Genomic DNA, 18137 nt, shown 5'->3' with positions numbered 1-18137 from the left:
GACAATCACTATAGTATTGAATAAAACCATCATGTTATTAAGTGTTCTCTATATTATTGGTATTACTGCCGAAGCCATGACAGGCGCTTTAGCTGCTGGACGCCGTAAAATGGATGTCTTTGGCGTGATCATTATTGCTTCTGCAACAGCCATCGGCGGTGGCTCTGTCCGTGATATTCTACTCGGTCACTATCCTCTAGGTTGGGTTGCCCACCCCGAATACATCATGACCGTGGCAGGTGCTGCCATTGTCACCATATGGATAGCCCCGATGATGAAACACCTTCGCCGGCTCTTCTTAATACTTGATGCGATTGGTTTAATCGTCTTCTCTATTCTTGGTGCTCAAATCGCCCTCGATATGAATTATAGCCCTATCATTGCCGCCATTGCGGCCGTGGTTACAGGTGTATTTGGCGGTGTTCTTCGTGACATGCTGTGTAACACCATCCCTCTGGTTTTCCAAAAAGAAGTATACGCTGGCGTCTCTTTTGCTGCCGCATGGTTATATATCGGTTTGCTATATACACCGCTTCCGAAAGATATTGTGGTCATTATCACGTTGGTCGCAGGCTTAAGCGCGAGATTGCTCGCCATCCGCTACCGCTTGGGATTACCTATTTTTAATTACGAAAGCCAAGATTAACCAAAACTGATTTTCCTATCAGCCATTCGTTTAACCGCTAATGGCTGATATCTAGCTTCTGCAAAGTATACAGTTCCAGCAAAGTGTATAGCGCCTTCTGAATTTCAGGCTCTGCCAGCCAGTATTTTAATGCCTGTTTCCGCTTTTCAGATAAACCTAGCGCCTCCACAGTCTCTTGTTCACTCAATTCTTCTATCGTGGATATCTTGTTTAGCTGTCCGATTTCTAAAGGAATTCCAAGTCCTTTCAACCAGTTTACTATCGGCTGCATCGATGTTTTTTGTAGCTGACTCAGCGCATTTGTCGTTTTCTTATTCTTAGGTAATGAATCTTGCCAATGAGGAGAAAGCCAGCCAAGTAACGTTGAGAGTCCATATTTCTCCACCCATATCTTCCATGTTTTTTCACCCACCCCGCTAATCTTTAACTGTTTGCCTAGCCAAGCAAGGCGGGCAACAAATTGAGGTGCACAATCCGGTGTATATGATAAACAGCTCAATGAATGAAAACTTTCGAGAGATGATGTATCTGGATACTGACGCAGCTCTCGCCGCCAAATGACTTGCTCCATAAATGGAGTACCATGCCCAGATAATGTTAGCTGGACTTTATCCCCAACTAGCACATCCTTTTGCTTCCATGAATTGAGTGAGCCAATACGTATTTTGCTTACTTGTTTATCATCAATCGTGATGGGCTCAATGTTAGCAATAACATTTACTGCCCCTGATTTCCCTACCCGAAAAGTGAAATCAACAACTTCGGAAACCACGCTTTTTAATGGGTATTTCCATGCCACGCTCCAACTGTTTTGGTTTGCCTGCCAAGCTGATGCTGGTGGCGATGGAAAGCTTTTCAATACAATACCGTCAGTTGCAAATGGCATCGATGCTGAATAATAGTAGTCACGCCACTTGGCTGCTGATTGATAGTTTGCGATTGGATGGCTATATCGTTGTGCCAACTCAAATCCTAGCCTATTTAATTCACTCAATTGACGATTCATAGCGACAGAGTTATCAGGCCATGCCCAAATAAAAATGCCGATATCATCTGTGACCTGTGTAGGTAGCTCCTTGCGCATCAACCAACCCGCAATTTTACTCCGTGCATTTTTTCCACCGTCTGCATTTTGAACATGTCCATTGAGCCTCCAGAACAGTTCCCCCTGTAAAACAAGAGATTGCTTCGTTGAAATAGTTTTGGGGATAGCTTGAATAAAATCGGCTTTATCTCGCCAATTAAGCCCTTCACTCCCATTACCCCGACTGATCATTGACACTAAACGTCCATTTTCATAGTGCAGCGTCACCGCAACACCATCGACTTTAGGTTGCAACCAAACTTCATGACGAGGCGCTATCCATGTGGCTATTTCTTCTGATTTCAATTTTTTCAACCCCGTATGGGGTATGGGATGCTTTATTAATTGTTCAGTTTTAGGCTGTAATGGTTGTGTTAGAGTGTCAGGCAAATTTTGACAACGCTGTCCCTGCTGCCACTTCGCCAAAAGTTGATCATAAACTTCATCACTTACGCCGCTCACACCGTTGATTTGATATTGCCTATCCCACTCTTGTAGCTGCTCCCCCAACCGCAGCTGCTCCGTTCTTATGAATTCATTATCTAATGAGCGGCATGCTTGTTGAGAACCTAGCGTTTCCGCATCGTAGCCTATTGAAATAACAGATTGAAGTAATAGGCAGAACCAACCAAATTTCCAGAGTTTCCTGACTGAAAAATAATGCATAATATCCCTATTATATTTACGTTTAATACCATGTTCCGAACCGCTATGTGTTGCATTGCATTCTGAGTCAATAAATCAAGGGCGGCAGCAGGCAATGCCGTTAATTGCATAGCGCTTCGCAAAACAGATGGTATTTTCATTAAGTTAAATTTATTTTCTGGAAGGCGTTCACAATTTTCCAATAACCAAAATTTTTTTTACTCTTATTTCATGGTTAATTGATATCGCTGCATGTTGTCTTAAGTACGTGTATACTATGTAGGGTTTATCACTATCTTTTATGTCTAACCCACAAATATTCAAGAAATCATCATGATACAAGGCACGTTATATATTCTCTCTGCTCCTAGTGGCGCAGGTAAGTCCAGTCTTATCCAAGCATTATTGAAGACACAACCGTTGTATGACACTCAAGTTTCTGTTTCTCATACAACTCGAGCTGCACGCCCAGGCGAAATTCATGGCGAGCATTACTTCTTTGTTTCTGAAGCTGAATTTCTTCAGATGGTTGAGAACAATGACTTTTTAGAACATGCCTGTGTTTTCGGTAACTACTACGGCACCTCAAAACCTATTATTGAGGAAGTCTTGAATAGTGGCGTGGATGTATTTCTCGATATTGACTGGCAAGGTGCTCAGCAAATTCGCGCGAAAATGCCAGAAGCACGTAGTATCTTTATCCTACCGCCATCAAAAGATGAGCTATATCGCCGTCTGCGTGGTCGTGGTCAAGATAGTGATGAAGTCATTGAAAAGCGTATGTCACAAGCCGTTGGCGAAATTGAGCATTACAATGAATACGATTACGTCATTGTAAACGACGATTTCAACACCGCACTGAGCGATTTACAATCTATCATGCGTGCTGAGCGCTTGAGATTAGGTCGCCAAGTCCAGCGACATGATGCTTTAATCAGCAAATTACTAGCAGACTGAGAATAGTTTCAGTATCATATCAGGTCATTTTTTTATTTCTTTGGAGTAGCACACTTATGGCACGCGTAACTGTTCAAGACGCAGTAGAAAAAATTGGTAACCGTTTTGACCTCGTACTGGTCGCAGCACGTAGAGCTCGTCAGTTACAAACTGGTGGTAAAGATCCTTTAGTTCCAGAAGAAAACGATAAGCACACTGTTATCGCGCTACGTGAAGTAGAAGAAGGTTTAATTAACGGTCACATTTTGGATGTGCGTGAACGCCAAGAACAGCAAGAGCAAGAAGCCGCTGAAATGCAGGCAGTTTCTGCGATCGCTGAAGGTCGTCGCTAATTACTAAGGTGGGTCTGCCTTGTATCTGTTTGAAAGCCTAAATCTCATAATTCAACAATATCTCCCAAAAGAGCAAGTTGAATTACTGAAAAAAGCCTATGTTGTCGCACGGGATGCTCATGAAGGGCAGACCCGTTCCAGTGGTGAGCCTTATATTACTCACCCTGTTGCTGTTGCTTGTATTCTGGCTGAAATGCGTTTGGATCATGAAACACTGATGGCCGCGCTACTTCATGATGTGATTGAAGATACTCCAGCGACATTTCAAGACATAGAGCAACTGTTTGGAACCACCGTCGCCGGCTTAGTCGAAGGGGTTTCCAAACTGGATAAGCTAAATTTCCGCGACAAGAAAGAAGCTCAAGCAGAAAACTTCCGTAAAATGATCATGGCAATGGTGAAAGATATCCGTGTCATTTTGATCAAACTGGCAGACCGCACTCACAATATGCGCACGCTTGGGTCATTACGACCCGATAAGCGTCGCCGCATAGCGCGTGAAACACTGGAAATCTACAGCCCTCTCGCGCACCGCTTAGGTATCCACCATATTAAAACCGAGCTCGAAGAGTTAGGTTTCGAAGCGCTTTATCCAAACCGTTATCGTGTTATCAAGGAAGTGGTGAAATCCGCTCGTGGTAACCGTAAAGAAATGATCCAAAAAATCCTTTCTGAAATTGACGGTCGATTAACGGAAGCGGGTGTACATTGCACAGTCAGTGGTCGCGAAAAACATCTGTATTCTATCTATCGAAAAATGCATCAAAAAGAGCAGCGATTCCATTCGATTATGGATATCTATGCTTTTAGGGTCATCGTTGAAGACGTTGATACCTGCTACCGTGTTTTAGGGCAAATGCACAGTCTTTATAAACCTCGTCCGGGGCGAATCAAAGACTATATTGCTATTCCTAAAGCGAACGGCTACCAATCTCTCCACACCTCATTAATTGGGCCTCATGGGGTACCAGTCGAAGTACAAATTCGTACCGAAGATATGGACCAAATGGCCGAAATGGGTGTTGCTGCTCACTGGGCATATAAAGAACAAGGCGAATTGGGAACCACTGCGCAGGTGAAAGCCCAGCGTTGGATGCAAAGCTTGCTCGAACTCCAACAGAGTGCGGGAAGCTCATTTGAATTTATTGAAAGCGTAAAATCAGACCTCTTTCCTGATGAAATTTACGTCTTCACCCCCGAAGGTCGTATTGTCGAATTGCCGACAGGCGCGACCCCTGTGGACTTTGCGTATGCTGTGCATACTGACATCGGTCATGCCTGTGTGGGTGCGCGAGTTGACCGCCAACCTTACCCACTCTCTCAGTCACTTTCTAGCGGTCAAACGGTAGAAATTATTACTGCGCCGGGCGCTCGACCAAATGCGGCATGGTTGAACTTTGTCGTTAGCTCAAAAGCGCGTGCAAAAATCCGCCAGTTACTGAAGAATTTAAAACGCGAAGACTCCGTTAATTTAGGGCGTCGCCTACTCAATCATGCGCTAGGTGCAGGCACCAAAATCACGGATATACCTCGTGAAAGCATCGATGCCGAATTAGCTCGCATGAAGCTCCACTCGATTGATGATTTACTTGCCGAAATTGGTTTAGGTAATGCCATGAGTGTTGTGGTGGCTCGCAACTTGCAAAGTAACCCTCAAAGTGCTCAGCCAAGTGCCGTTGAAGAACCAGTGATTACGGAAAACCGTAATAAGCTGTCCATCAAAGGGGCTGATGGCGTCTTAATTACCTTTGCAAAATGCTGCCGTCCTATTCCGGGCGACCCAATTATTGCGCATATTAGCCCAGGTAAAGGATTGGTTATTCACCATGAATCTTGCCGCAATATCCGTGGTTATCAGAAAGAACCGGATAAATTTATGGCTGTCGAGTGGGATACCGAAACAGACACGGATTTTATCGCTGAAATTAAAGTCGATATGATAAACCATCAAGGTGCCCTTGCTAACTTGACCGCCGCTATCAATGATGCGAACTCAAGTATTCAAAGCATGAACACTGAAGAGAAAGATGGTCGTGTTTACTGTGCCTTTATTCGCTTGTCGATTAAAAACCGTATTCAGTTGGCTAACGTGATGCGTAAAATTCGTATCATGCCAGACGTTCTACGCGTCAGCCGTAACCGTAATTAGTCGATACCATTAAAAACACGAACTCTCACTATGAATGAACGCCGCTATCGCCGCATTTGCCAAATGATGGCGATGCGGCAGCCCGACCTAACACTCTGCCTTGAAGAAATTCATAAGCCTCATAATGTTTCTGCGATTGTGCGCAGTGCTGATGCTGTCGGGATCCACAAAATTCATGCCATTTGGCCAGACCAACAGGTTAAACTCTCTGTCTCTTCTGCGGCGGGGAGTAATAGTTGGGTAAAAGTCATTTCGCACCAGTCCACAGAAAGTGCCATTACTCAGATAAAATCCCAAGGTATGCAGGTTTTAGTGACAAATCTGTCAGATACGGCTGTCGATTTTCGAGAAATTGATTATACCCGCCCAACCTGTATTATGGTGGGGCAAGAGAAAACGGGCATATCAGACAAGGCATTAGCCCTTGCAGATCAACATATTATCATCCCAATGGTTGGTATGGTGCAGTCACTCAATGTCTCTGTCGCCTCTGCGCTTATTTTGTATGAAGCCCAGCGTCAGCGCCAACTCGCAGGCATGTATGAGCGAGAAAATAGTCTATTATCTGAGCAAGAACAACAAGAATGGCTATTTGAAGGTGGCTATCCTGTATTGGCTGAAGTGACTAAACGCAAAGGGCTTCCTCGCCCATTTATCAATCAGCAAGGTCAGATAGAAGCCGATGATGCTTGGTGGGCACAAATGCAGCTTTCTGAAAAAATGAAGAGAAAACAACTCAGTTAAGGAATCGACATGAACCGTGGTCTGCTTAATACCATTTCACTGACTTCACTTCATGGCATTGGTGCCAGCCAGTCAGAAAAAATGAGTAAAATCGGGTTGAACACAGTTCAGGACTTGCTTCTGCATTTTCCACTGCGTTATGAAGATCATACGCGTCTTTATCAGATTAAAGATTTGATGCCCGGCACAACAGCCACTATCACCGGTCACGTTCTACAAACCAAAGTCGTCTTTGGACGTAAAAGAATGATGACCTGCCTGATCAGTGATGGTACAGGCAACCTCACACTGCGTTTTTTCAATTTCTCTGCCGCGATGAAAAACAGTTTAGCCGAAGGCCGCCAAGTGACTGCCTATGGAGAAGTGCGTCGTGGTAATACTGGGCCTGAAATCATTCACCCTGAATATAAAGTCTCTCAAGAAACAGATAATATCGCCCTTCAAGAGAACCTAACGCCAGTTTATCCGACAACTGAAGGCGTCCGCCAAGCCACATTGCGTAAAGTGATGGAACAAGCGCTAGCCATGCTAGAAAGTGGCAATATTCAAGAATTACTGCCTGAAGAGTTCAGCCGTAGTCTAATTAGCCTCCCTGATGCCATCCGACTGTTACACACTCCGCCACCGGATGTTTCGTTAGATGAGTTGGAAAAGGGGCATCACCCAGCTCAAAAGCGTTTGATCCTTGAAGAGTTACTGGCTCACCATTTAAGTATGCTCGCCATTCGGGCGGGTAATGAGCGGCTCTATGCCGAGCCGCTGGTATCTTCAGGGAAATTTAAAACACCTTTACTGGCAAATTTACCGTTCTCACCAACTAACGCGCAAAAACGCGTCGTGGCAGAAATCGAAACTGATTTACAAAAAAATGCCCCCATGATGCGTTTGATCCAAGGGGATGTCGGTTCCGGTAAAACTCTTGTAGCTGCATTAGCCGCACTGTGCGCCATTGAAAATGGTAAACAAGTTGCCTTAATGGCACCGACTGAAATTCTTGCAGAACAGCACGCGAACACCTTTAAGCAGTGGTTTGAACCTCTAGGTATCAAAGTAGGCTGGTTAGCGGGTAAGCAAAAAGGTAAAGCGCGCCAGCAACAACAAGATGCCATCGCGAGTGGTGAAGTCTCGATGGTCGTCGGTACCCATGCAATCTTCCAAGAGCAAGTGAGCTTTCACTCTTTAGGGTTAGTCATCATTGATGAACAACACCGCTTTGGTGTTCACCAGCGGCTCGCTCTGCGTGAAAAAGGTGAACAACAAGGATTTCATCCACATCAATTAATCATGACCGCTACGCCAATTCCACGCACGCTGGCGATGACTGCCTATGCCGATCTCGATACCTCCGTGATTGACGAGCTTCCACCAGGAAGAACCCCAGTCACTACAGTAGCGATCCCAGATACCCGACGTAGTGATATTGTCGAGCGCGTTCGACAAGCCTGTTTAGAGGAAGGGCGACAAGCTTATTGGGTGTGTACATTGATTGATGACTCAGAGGTGCTTGAAGCTCAAGCTGCCCAAGTTACCAGCGAAGAACTCGCACTGGCACTACCTGAACTCAAAGTGGGGTTGGTACACGGTCGCATGAAACCCGCCGAAAAACAGAGCATCATGGCCGCATTTAAGAATAACGAAATCCAGTTACTTGTTGCTACCACCGTTATCGAAGTGGGGGTGGATGTTCCGAACGCAAGTCTGATGATTATTGATAACCCCGAGCGGCTTGGGCTAGCACAATTACACCAACTGCGGGGGCGAGTTGGTCGTGGCTCTGTCGCATCTCACTGTGTGCTACTTTATAAAACACCGCTCACTCACACTGCTAAACAGCGCTTACAAGTTTTACGAGATAGCAACGATGGCTTTGTCATTGCTCAAAAAGATTTAGAAATTCGAGGCCCCGGAGAGCTGCTAGGTACAAGGCAGACAGGAAATGCGGATTTTAAAGTGGCGGATTTGCTACGAGATCAATATATGTTGCCAGAAGTACAACGGTTAGCACGCCATATCCAGCAAAACTACCCTGAGCACGCCCAGAAGATTATTGAACGCTGGCTCCCTGAGCGCGAACAATATAGCCACGCTTAAATTTTTTCCTACCTTAAAATGAAAATTGCCGTGAACACATCCATGTCCACGGCAATACCTGCTTTATTTATACATTTAGTTATATATGTTTGTATTTACTTCAATACTTGTTCTGCACTAGCCGCCAATCGTTGGGAAAACCGGCAGCCATAAGTAGAACTTAATCACTAACGCATTCACAATATCGATAAAGAACGCTCCAACCATTGGCACGACTAAGAATGCGAGGTGGGATGGACCAAACTTATCGGTGACCGCTTGCATGTTAGCGATAGCGGTTGGTGTTGCCCCTAAACCGAAGCCACAGTGACCCGCAGCTAAAATGGCAGCATCATAGTTTTTGCCCATCACTCGGAAGGTAACAAAAATTGCATACCCTGCCATAACGCAAGCTTGAACGCCGAGAATGACTAACATTGGGATTGCTAAAGACGCCAATTCCCACAGTTTTAAACTCATTAATGCCATGGCTAAGAATAAGGATAGGCTGACGTTACCCATGACAGAAACCGCGCGGTCAAATACTCGGTAAAAACCAAGCAAAGATAGGCTGTTACTTAAGATAACACCGACGAACAATACGCAAACAAACTTAGGCAGTGCAAATGCGGTGCCTGATAGTAGCCCAGCAATCCAGCTTCCTGCTAGCAAACAGATAGCAATCAACGCAATAGTTTCAATCAACACCATCGAGTTGATCATACGGTTGGATTGTGGTTTTTCAAATGCGGTTGGAACATCTTTTTCCTCATCCGCTGTACCAGGTGTTGGGATATTGCGAATTAAGAAACGTGCAACAGGACCACCAATCAGTCCCCCAAGTACTAAACCAAAGGTTGCACAAGCCATCGCAACTTCAGTTGCACTCTTGAAGCCATAGTCTTCAGTAAAAATTTTACCCCAAGCGGCGCCTGTACCATGTCCACCAGATAAAGTGATTGAGCCGGCCAATAGCCCCATCAGAGGGTCTAAACCTAATAATTTCGCAAGTGCGATACCGACTGTATTTTGAACCAGCAATAAACCGACAACGACAAAAATGAAGATTAACAATGCTTTACCGCCAGCTTTTAAGCTCGCTAAGTTAGCATTCAAACCAATGGTTGCAAAGAATGCGAGCATCATCGGTTCTTGCAGTGATAAGTCGAAGGAGAGGCTCCAATCAAATACTTGCTTAACCACTAACAGGGTAAAAGCAACTAATAATCCCCCCGCAACGGGTTCGGGGATAGTGTATTTTTCAAGAAATGAAACTGACTTTACCAGTTTACGTCCGAGTAATAGCACGAGCGTGGCTGCCACCAGAGTGCCGTAGACATCGAGATGATACATTTACGTACCTCGTCTGTTGTTAATATTATTTAAAACTAATTAGACGTTATTTTTTTCCTTAAAACGCCAAAAGCAGGTGCAGGGATTAGAAAAAAAAATCGCGATAAATACAAGTTAAAACATATAAAAATGTGACACTCATAATTTTAATTGATACTTTCTTTTATTTGGCGCAAACGATTGCTTTTTGTGTAATTCTCTTTAAAATGCGCTTTTTGCTAGTGGAACTGGAATAATGAACTCAACGGCATCTGAAGAACAACATGTTGAAAAAACAGTACAAAATCAAAGCGAACTGATATATCGCCTTGAAGATAGACCGCCTTTACCTCAGGCGTTGTTTGCTGCTGGACAGCATCTATTGGCAATGTTTGTCGCGGTTATTACCCCCGCAATGCTGATTTGCCAAGCACTTGGGCTACCTGCTCACGACACCCAGCGCATTATCAGCATGTCATTGTTTGCTTCGGGAATTGCTTCCCTGATCCAGATCCGCGCATGGGGCCCTGTCGGCTCAGGATTACTTTCCATTCAAGGCACCAGTTTCAACTTTGTTGCACCGCTGATTATGGGCGGCGTTGCACTTAAACAAGGCGGAGCCGATATTCCATCCATGATGGCGGCGCTATTCGGTACATTAATGGTCGCTGCGCTAACCGAAGTTATCCTGTCTCGCTTCTTACATTTAGCTCGTCGAGTTATCACGCCGCTGGTTTCTGGTGTCGTGGTCATGATCATTGGTTTATCACTGATTCAAGTCGGTTTAACCTCAATCGGTGGGGGTTACAGTGCGCTTGCCGATAACACATTTGGTTCCCCTGATAACCTCATTCTTGCAGGCATTGTGTTAGCCGTCATTATCCTGTTAACGCGCCAGAAGAACCCGTACTTACGCGTTGCATCATTAGTGATTGCGATGGCAGTAGGCTACCTTGCTGCTTGGTGGATGAATATGCTGCCAACTGCTCAAACCAGTGATGCCAATCAACCTCTGATTACAATTCCTGAACCTTTTTATTATGGTCTCTCTTTTGATTGGAATTTACTCATTCCACTAATTCTGATTTTTATGGTGACCTCGTTAGAGACCATTGGTGACATCACTGCAACGTCGGATGTCTCTGAGCAGCCAGTGCGTGGCCCTCTGTATATGAAACGCATCAAAGGTGGCGTATTAGCAAATGGCTTAAACTCTATGGTTTCTGCGGTATTTAATACTTTCCCTAACTCCTGTTTTGGTCAGAACAATGGCGTCATTCAATTAACAGGTGTTGCTAGCCGCTACGTGGGTTACTTAGTGGCGTTGATGTTAGTGCTACTGGGTCTGTTCCCTGCGGTAGCGGGTTTTGTGCAACAAATTCCTGAACCTGTTCTGGGTGGTGCAACCATTGTGATGTTCGGCACAATTGCGGCATCAGGTGTGCGCATCGTTTCTCGTGAACCACTCAACCGCCGTGCAATTATGATCATTGCATTGTCTCTAGCTGTAGGAATGGGGGTTTCTCAACAACCACTGATCCTGCAATTTGCGCCTGACTGGCTGAAAACCCTATTTTCATCCGGTATTGCGGCAGGTGGTTTAACGGCAATCGTGCTGAACCTGATTTTCCCTCACGAAAAATAGTTCCCTTCACCGCCGCAAGAGTTGAACACGCCGGCGGTTCTTCTGTATGCTATCCTTGAGTTGCCGATATATTAAACATGTCGGCAATTTCTATTTTTATCTGATTGATAAGGGAGCAGACAAACGTGAAAGGGTTAATGAGGTTTTTCGGCTATATTTTTCTGCTTCTTTTGATTGTCTTTCTTGCTGGTTATATTGCCTTACAAACCCGATGGGGAGCAGGTTACGCCAGCCAACTTCTGAGTAAATTTACGCCTTACGATATTAACGTCGGCATTATGGGACATCAGTTCTCAGAGCCAGGTAAGTTTATTTTCCAAGACATTAAGATTGAATCAAACAACAAGCAGCTAGAATTAGATGCTCGGCAAATTGTGGTGGATATCAATTGGCGACATATTTTCAGTGGTGAAGCTATTCAACGCTTAACCATCACTCAAGGCGATTTATCTGCAAATTTTACCGATAACGCATCGCCGCTACCGCTTTCTGCGAAAGTCCTGCAATTTGAAAATAGCCAGATTCAATTAACTCAAGACAAAAACACCGTTCAAGTTGCAGGGTTTACTGGAGGTATAACCCCATGGAAACCGACAACTGAAAATCCATTTGGTTATGGTGATTTTCGCTTTACCACCAGCCAGTTAACCTTGAATTCCCTCCCTTTTAGAAATGTTGCGATCACGGGAAAATTACAAGAAAAAGTGACGGACTTTAGCCAAATCAGCGGCTACCTGAATAATGGGGCGATCACGGGTAAAGGAAAATGGTTTGCTGATGGTTCTATCACCATTGATAACCTGTCGATGAATAAAGTGGGCTGGCAGAATGACTTAACCTTTGATGCGCTGTTTGATGCAATAAACAGTGACCGAACTTTGCAAATCAACCAATTACAGCTGACCAATGTAGATATTCAAGGACGTGATTGGGCGCTGTCCGGCTTGAGCTGCGAAGTTGATCAAATTGCTTTGGTGAGAGGGAGTTGGAGCAGCCCCAAAAGCCATATTAATTTCAATGTCGATCAATTAGTTATCCAAGACCAACAAGTGGATACGCTCATCGGTGAGTTGAACATTGACGGTGATAACCTCAATGTTGATAAGCTCTCCGGCTACTACAATAAAGGGATTTTTAACCTGAGTGCGATTTGGCAACGTAATGATAAATCACTGACTATCACTGAAGGGACCCTCGCTGGGGTTCTGTATACCTTGCCAGATAATTGGCTGTCGTTCTTTGCTCAACCCGCACCTGCGTGGTTATCCACATTTGTTATTGATAATTTCACCGTCACGCAATCTTTGCTGATGAATATTCAACCTGAGTTTCCTTTCGAATTTACCGCGTTAAGCGGCAACATTCGCTATGTTGACCTGATCAAGCAGAAACAGTGGGGAATTTGGAAGGGACAAGCTACCTTCAATGCTGATGCAGGTACCATCAATCAAGTGATGATCCGCCGTCCTCTTTTAGAAATAGCAGGAAGTAATGGGCGTACCGCCGCAAGTCTCAGTGGCAGCGTTGACCGTGGTATCGCAAAAATCGGTTTACTAACGCAGCAAGAGCCGAATAAAGTACCTTTTGAATTACGTGCATCAGGCACCAACATTGATTTAGGTAATTTAAACCAGTGGGGCTGGTCAGGCTTTTCACCGCAGATGTGGGGGGATTTTGAGGCATCATTACAAGGGGATTTACTCGCATCACCTCTGGCATCAAGCCTCAACGGGAAGTTAACCGCTAAGCCACTTCAAGGAAGCGTTCAACTGCGTACTGTAGTTGATGGTCATGTGGCGTCTGGCATTGCTGCCGTAGAGCCATCAGCAAAGCCCCAAACCGAACCAGAATCACACACTGCACCAGCAGAGAATACCTACCCTGTTGATAGGCATGTTCCTGATATGGTTACTCAATAAGGCAGTGAATCAATAAGCAATAAAAAGCAGGCTCATCCCTTCGGATTGCCTGCTTTTTCGATGAATAACCTAAAAACAGTCAGTCACCTAAAGACATTATTCGCTTTTCTCTTTCTTCGTTTCTGGCAGCACCATATATACACCGCTAAATACCGCACCCACTTGGTTTTCTGCATTACTCACATGCACTTCCAGTTTTACCCGCGCTTTACTTCCTCGGGCGAGGCGGTCTAAATCCCCACTAAGATGTGAGAGATCCGCCACGGCGGTTGGACGTCCACTGACGGGTTTTGCGTAGCGAATATTGGCATCTACCAGCACAATTTCTCCGCCTAATTGATGCTCTTGCAGCAGCAACCAAATCATTCCCCAGCCAGTTAAGGTGGCGAGGGAAAATTGGCTTCCAGCAAAAATCGTATTATGGGGGTTTTGGTTCCCTGCTTCTGGCATAGTCGTCACAAAGCGTTTTCCTGTGTACTGTTCAATACGTACACCCATTTTTTCACTCAATGGGATATGCTTGTGCCAAGCTTGCTGAAGCTCACCGCACCAATCAGGGCGATGAAGAATTTGGTCAAGGGTTTCAATCGGTTTGATCATCAAATAGTGCCGAACAGGCGTTTTCAGCTCCCCAGTGACTTCACCACGACGTTCAAAGCCCATTTTGGCGAAGAAAGGTACGGCTTCTTCTCGTACACTGGAAACGATGCGTTTAACACCTTCGCGCCTTGCAATGGTTTCAAGCGCCATAATAATCAGTTTGCCTAAGCCCTTGCCTTGCATGACTGGGTTAACGGCGAGAAAGCGAATAGCGCCTTCGTTATCGGCATTAATATATAGGCGCCCAATGGCCAAAATACGATTTTTTTCATCAACCACCATTTGGTGGTGAGCAGTTAAATCATAACCGTCTTTTTCAGAGCCAAGGGGTTGTTTGAACGGTTCTCGCAGCATTGACCAGCGAAATTGGTAGTATGCGGCGAATTCAAGCTCATCTTTTGGTGTCCGTAGATGGTACATCTCCCCCCTCCTTTAAACGATTTTCTACACTTGCAGCCAAAAAGTGACGGGCCCATCATTGGTCAGGCTAACCTGCATGTCCGCCGCAAATTCACCCGTTTCTGTCACGATGCCTTGTGCACGGCTTTGCTCAACAAAATATTGATACAGCTGATCCGCTTTCGTCGGCTCCGCCCCGCCAGAGAAACTTGGGCGCATCCCTTTCTTGGTATCTGCGGCTAACGTAAACTGCGAAACCACTAATAAGCTTCCGCCTGCTTGTTGTACGTTAAGGTTCATTTTGCCTTGTTCGTCGCTAAAAATACGATAGCCAAGGACTTTCTCACATAGGCGTTTTGCTTTCTGCTCATCATCGTCTTTTTCAACACCGAGCAGAACTAAAAGACCAGGGCCAATTTGCCCTACTGTTTTTTCATCAACAACCACACTCGCGTGAGTGACTCTTTGGATTAATGCAATCATGGGTACTCGATAAAAAAGGAGTAACGTCGCCGTTACTCCTTATTAAGAACTGGATTATTCGACTTCGGCGCTAAAATCGTAAGTGCGAAAATATTCAGGAACGGTGTCTTTATTCAGGACATGAACACCTTTGATACCAAGTGCTTCAGCTGCTTTTACGTTTTCTTCTACATCATCAAAGAACACCGCATCAGCTGCTTCAAATTCTTCAGATTCCAGAACATATTTGAAAATTTCTGGGTCTGGTTTACGCATTCCTAAATCTTGGGATAGATACAGGAAGTCAGAGGACGCTGCAATTTCAGGGTAGTGTTCTGGCCAATAATCAAGATGCAGGCGGTTAGTGTTAGATAACACGACAACGCGATGACCTTGCTCACGCAGACGTTCCATAATATCAATGACTTCTGGTCTTAGTGAGATGAAAATTGAGTGCCAGCCTTCCGCAAAATCTTCAAAGCTTAGGGTAATACCTAATTCTTCACAAAGCAGTTCAGCAAATTCGATATCTGAAATTTTGCCACACTCATGGAGTTGGAAGATATTGCCAAAAGTGAATCGCTTTTTGATTTCTGAACTTGGGGTACCACTCAGTTCAGACCACTTATCAAACACACGATTGAAGTCGATATCAATAATCACATTACCCATATCGAAGATATACAGCATAAATTGTCCTCTTAGTTATTCATTAAATTTACTTTAATCATTATTGAGGCAACTGAACAGTCCTAATTGAGGATTATTAAGGTTATTTTTTCAATTTATCGATTAAGCAAATTGGCTAGAGGAACTGTGTTTGTGTCTGGATAAACAAATTTTATCCGCTGATATAACTAAATTTGTCTATCGTTCGATTTTTGCGCATAAAAAAAGGTGCCATATTTGGCACCTTCTATTTTAATTCAAAAACTAACGATTAGTCTTCTTTAGAACGGCTCGCACGACGGCGGTCATTCTCTGTCAAGTGGCGCTTACGCAGACGAATTGACAGTGGAGTAACTTCAACTAATTCATCATCATCGATAAACTCAAGAGCTTGTTCCAGAGTCATTTTGATAGGTGGTGACAGAGTTGTCGCTTCATCAGTACCTGACGCACGCATGTTAGTCAGTTTTTTACCGGTTAAGCAGTTAACAGTCAGGTCGTTAGAACGTGAGTGAATACCGATGATTTGGCCTTCATACACTTCAGCACCGTGACCTAAGAATAACTTACCGCGGTCTTGCAGGCTGTACAGTGCATATGCAACTGCTTTACCTTGACCGTTAGAGATCAGAACACCGTTTTGACGGCCGCCGATTTCGCCTGGGCGAACATCGTCGTAATGGCTGAATGTAGAGTACAGTAAGCCAGTACCTGAAGTCATAGTCATGAACTCAGTACGGAAGCCAATCAGACCACGGCTAGGAATGATGTAGTCTAAACGTACACGACCTTTACCGTCTGGCATCATGTCACGCAGGTCACCTTTACGCTCACCTAACGCTTTCATCACGTCGCCTTGGTTTTGTTCTTCAACATCCAAAGTTACTTGTTCGAATGGCTCTTGTTTACGACCATCGATTTCACGAATGATAACTTTTGGACGAGAAACCGCTAATTCGAAGCCTTCACGACGCATGTTTTCGATCAGAACAGATAAGTGCAGCTCACCACGACCAGAAACGCGGAATGCATCTGGATCTTGCGTTTCTTCAACACGCAGTGCAACGTTGTGAACCAGTTCTTTATTCAGACGGTCAAGGATTTGACGTGAAGTAACGAACTTACCTTCTTTACCACAGAATGGCGAGGTGTTAACACAGTAGAACATGCTAACTGTAGGCTCATCAACCGCCAGTGCAGGCAGTGCTTCAACGTTACCCACTTGGCAGATAGTGTCAGAAATATTCAGTTCACCTAAACCAGTCAGTGCAACAATGTCGCCAGCTTCAGCTTGTTGTGAATCGATACGCTCTAAACCTAAGTGAGTCAGAACTTTACCGATTTTACCGTTGCGAGTTTTACCTTCGCTATCGATAACAGTCACTTGTTGGTTAGGTTTAACAGTACCACGCTTGATGCGACCGATACCGATAACACCTAAGTAGCTGTTGTAATCTAACTGAGAAACTTGCATCTGGAATGGACCTTCCAGATCAACTTTTGGTGGCTCAACGTGTTCCACGATAGCTTCGTACAGTGGAGTCATGTCTTCAGCCATATCAGTATGGTCAAGACCTGCGATACCGTTTAATGCAGATGCATAAACGATAGGGAAATCTAATTGCTCATCCGTAGCACCTAAGTTCACGAATAAGTCGAATACTTGGTCAACAACCCAATCAGGACGCGCGCCTGGGCGGTCAACTTTGTTGATAACAACAATTGGACGTAAACCGTGGTCGAACGCTTTTTGCGTTACGAAGCGAGTTTGTGGCATTGGGCCGTCCATCGCATCAACAACCAGCAGAACGCAGTCAACCATGGACATAACACGTTCAACTTCACCACCGAAGTCGGCGTGACCCGGGGTGTCTACGATATTGATGTGATAACCATTCCATTGGATAGCGGTGTTTTTAGCAAGGATTGTAATACCACGCTCTTTCTCCAAGTCATTGGAGTCCATAACACGCTCATCAACAGTTTCACGTTCACCGAAAGTGCCGGACTGTTGCAGTAATTTACCAACCAGTGTTGTCTTGCCATGGTCAACGTGAGCGATGATGGCGATGTTTCTTAAGTTTTGAATTGACAAGGATTTTTACCGTTTAATTGACAGGAAAGGAATATGCTTTATGAGTTGTTGTAATGCCCAAAGCATACTTTCTACGTTAATTTGCTGTTATTTTACACGTTTTTCCACACAAGTGGAATAAATGTGAAAGCCATCACTATTAAAAAAGTTTTTAGCTAAAAAACATTCAGTTGCGTCGTCGTGCAAAGATGCTCAAAAAAATAGCAATTATCAGCACTAGGAAATCACAAAGTGGCAGGATAATACGCTAAAAAGGAAATATTAGCAGCCGAAAAAAAGAATAAAAAATAAACTTTCTTCGCCTATCACTCGTTTAAATGTATTTTTTAATATTTAGATATATCTAATTTGACGGTTTAGATATATCGGAATAAAGTGAACCTATCAAA

14 protein-coding genes are annotated in these 18137 nt (G+C 44.5%); 8 read left to right on the top strand and 6 right to left on the bottom strand.

Annotation, left to right across the window (positions count from 1 at the left end; all coding sequences use genetic code 11):
* Positions 1–31 precede the first annotated feature (31 nt).
* Complete coding sequence (locus GKR48_RS01585) at positions 32–646, top strand: trimeric intracellular cation channel family protein (RefSeq protein ID WP_036948588.1); 615 nt, start codon at positions 32–34, stop codon at positions 644–646.
* Between the two features lie 37 nt (positions 647–683).
* On the opposite strand, the gene ligB is transcribed toward GKR48_RS01585, so the two are convergent.
* Positions 684–2396 (bottom strand): NAD-dependent DNA ligase LigB, encoded by a 1713-nt coding sequence (gene ligB / locus GKR48_RS01580; protein ID WP_154626453.1) that lies wholly within the window; start codon positions 2394–2396, stop codon positions 684–686.
* A gap of 312 nt (positions 2397–2708) precedes the next feature.
* Between ligB and gmk the strand changes: the two genes are divergently transcribed.
* From gmk to recG, 5 genes are read left to right on the top strand one after another with little or no spacing between them, the layout of a single operon-like run.
* Positions 2709–3332: a guanylate kinase gene (gene gmk / locus GKR48_RS01575; protein ID WP_036948585.1), complete on the top strand. Its 624-nt coding sequence runs from the start codon at positions 2709–2711 to the stop codon at positions 3330–3332.
* A gap of 56 nt (positions 3333–3388) precedes the next feature.
* Positions 3389–3664 (top strand): DNA-directed RNA polymerase subunit omega, encoded by a 276-nt coding sequence (rpoZ, locus tag GKR48_RS01570; RefSeq protein ID WP_006659598.1) that lies wholly within the window; start codon positions 3389–3391, stop codon positions 3662–3664.
* Positions 3665–3683: 19 nt separating this feature from the next.
* Entirely contained in the window at positions 3684–5813 is a 2130-nt protein-coding gene (gene spoT, locus GKR48_RS01565) for a bifunctional GTP diphosphokinase/guanosine-3',5'-bis pyrophosphate 3'-pyrophosphohydrolase (RefSeq protein ID WP_154626451.1), read from the top strand.
* Between the two features lie 30 nt (positions 5814–5843).
* A complete protein-coding gene (gene trmH, locus GKR48_RS01560) occupies positions 5844–6557 on the top strand; it encodes a tRNA (guanosine(18)-2'-O)-methyltransferase TrmH (RefSeq protein ID WP_154626449.1) in 714 nt (237 codons plus the stop codon).
* A gap of 9 nt (positions 6558–6566) precedes the next feature.
* Positions 6567–8648: an ATP-dependent DNA helicase RecG gene (gene recG / locus GKR48_RS01555; RefSeq protein WP_154626447.1), complete on the top strand. Its 2082-nt coding sequence runs from the start codon at positions 6567–6569 to the stop codon at positions 8646–8648.
* Between the two features lie 117 nt (positions 8649–8765).
* Here the strand turns inward: recG and gltS are convergent, their stop codons facing one another.
* Positions 8766–9980 carry a sodium/glutamate symporter gene (gltS, locus tag GKR48_RS01550; protein WP_154626445.1) on the bottom strand — a complete coding sequence of 405 codons (1215 nt, stop codon included), beginning with the start codon at positions 9978–9980 and terminating at the stop codon, positions 8766–8768.
* A 235-nt stretch (positions 9981–10215) separates the two neighbouring features.
* On the opposite strand from gltS, the gene GKR48_RS01545 reads away from it, so the two are divergent.
* Both GKR48_RS01545 and GKR48_RS01540 read left to right on the top strand, forming a co-directional pair.
* Positions 10216–11604 (top strand): uracil-xanthine permease family protein, encoded by a 1389-nt coding sequence (locus GKR48_RS01545; RefSeq protein WP_154626443.1) that lies wholly within the window; start codon positions 10216–10218, stop codon positions 11602–11604.
* Between the two features lie 125 nt (positions 11605–11729).
* Positions 11730–13523: an AsmA family protein gene (locus GKR48_RS01540; protein WP_336431101.1), complete on the top strand. Its 1794-nt coding sequence runs from the start codon at positions 11730–11732 to the stop codon at positions 13521–13523.
* Positions 13524–13619: 96 nt separating this feature from the next.
* Here GKR48_RS01540 and fabY read toward each other — a convergent pair whose 3' ends face one another.
* The 4 genes from fabY to typA form a co-directional block, all read right to left on the bottom strand.
* A complete protein-coding gene (gene fabY / locus GKR48_RS01535) occupies positions 13620–14543 on the bottom strand; it encodes a fatty acid biosynthesis protein FabY (protein WP_154626441.1) in 924 nt (307 codons plus the stop codon).
* Positions 14544–14567: 24 nt separating this feature from the next.
* The gene (gene dtd, locus GKR48_RS01530; protein ID WP_154602280.1) at positions 14568–15005 is read right to left on the bottom strand and encodes a D-aminoacyl-tRNA deacylase; all 438 of its coding nucleotides are present in this window, start codon (positions 15003–15005) and stop codon (positions 14568–14570) included.
* A 54-nt stretch (positions 15006–15059) separates the two neighbouring features.
* On the bottom strand, positions 15060–15674 hold the full coding sequence (gene yihX / locus GKR48_RS01525) for a glucose-1-phosphatase (protein ID WP_036948558.1): 615 nt from the start codon (positions 15672–15674) through the stop codon (positions 15060–15062).
* A gap of 250 nt (positions 15675–15924) precedes the next feature.
* Positions 15925–17748 (bottom strand): ribosome-dependent GTPase TypA, encoded by a 1824-nt coding sequence (gene typA / locus GKR48_RS01520; protein WP_154601657.1) that lies wholly within the window; start codon positions 17746–17748, stop codon positions 15925–15927.
* Positions 17749–18137 lie beyond the last annotated feature (389 nt).

Origin of the sequence: Providencia sp. wls1943, from assembly GCF_009706275.1 — a bacterium.
Classification (GTDB): domain Bacteria; phylum Pseudomonadota; class Gammaproteobacteria; order Enterobacterales; family Enterobacteriaceae; genus Providencia; species Providencia zhijiangensis.
The sequence above is the reverse complement of the archived record's forward strand: the minus strand, read 5'-3'. Positions and strand labels throughout refer to the sequence as shown.

What these genes read in the sequence shown, in the direction of transcription:
- GKR48_RS01585 (WP_036948588.1), top strand. Translation starts at nt 32, where the DNA reads ATGTTATTAAGTGTTCTCTATATTATTGGTATTACTGCCGAAGCCATG.
- recG (WP_154626447.1), top strand. Translation starts at nt 6,567, where the DNA reads ATGAACCGTGGTCTGCTTAATACCATTTCACTGACTTCACTTCATGGC.
- rpoZ (WP_006659598.1), top strand. Translation starts at nt 3,389, where the DNA reads ATGGCACGCGTAACTGTTCAAGACGCAGTAGAAAAAATTGGTAACCGT.
- gmk (WP_036948585.1), top strand. Translation starts at nt 2,709, where the DNA reads ATGATACAAGGCACGTTATATATTCTCTCTGCTCCTAGTGGCGCAGGT.
- yihX (WP_036948558.1), bottom strand. Translation starts at nt 15,674, where the DNA reads ATGCTGTATATCTTCGATATGGGTAATGTGATTATTGATATCGACTTC.
- dtd (WP_154602280.1), bottom strand. Translation starts at nt 15,005, where the DNA reads ATGATTGCATTAATCCAAAGAGTCACTCACGCGAGTGTGGTTGTTGAT.
- trmH (WP_154626449.1), top strand. Translation starts at nt 5,844, where the DNA reads ATGAATGAACGCCGCTATCGCCGCATTTGCCAAATGATGGCGATGCGG.
- gltS (WP_154626445.1), bottom strand. Translation starts at nt 9,980, where the DNA reads ATGTATCATCTCGATGTCTACGGCACTCTGGTGGCAGCCACGCTCGTG.
- GKR48_RS01545 (WP_154626443.1), top strand. Translation starts at nt 10,216, where the DNA reads ATGAACTCAACGGCATCTGAAGAACAACATGTTGAAAAAACAGTACAA.
- ligB (WP_154626453.1), bottom strand. Translation starts at nt 2,396, where the DNA reads ATGCATTATTTTTCAGTCAGGAAACTCTGGAAATTTGGTTGGTTCTGC.
- fabY (WP_154626441.1), bottom strand. Translation starts at nt 14,543, where the DNA reads ATGTACCATCTACGGACACCAAAAGATGAGCTTGAATTCGCCGCATAC.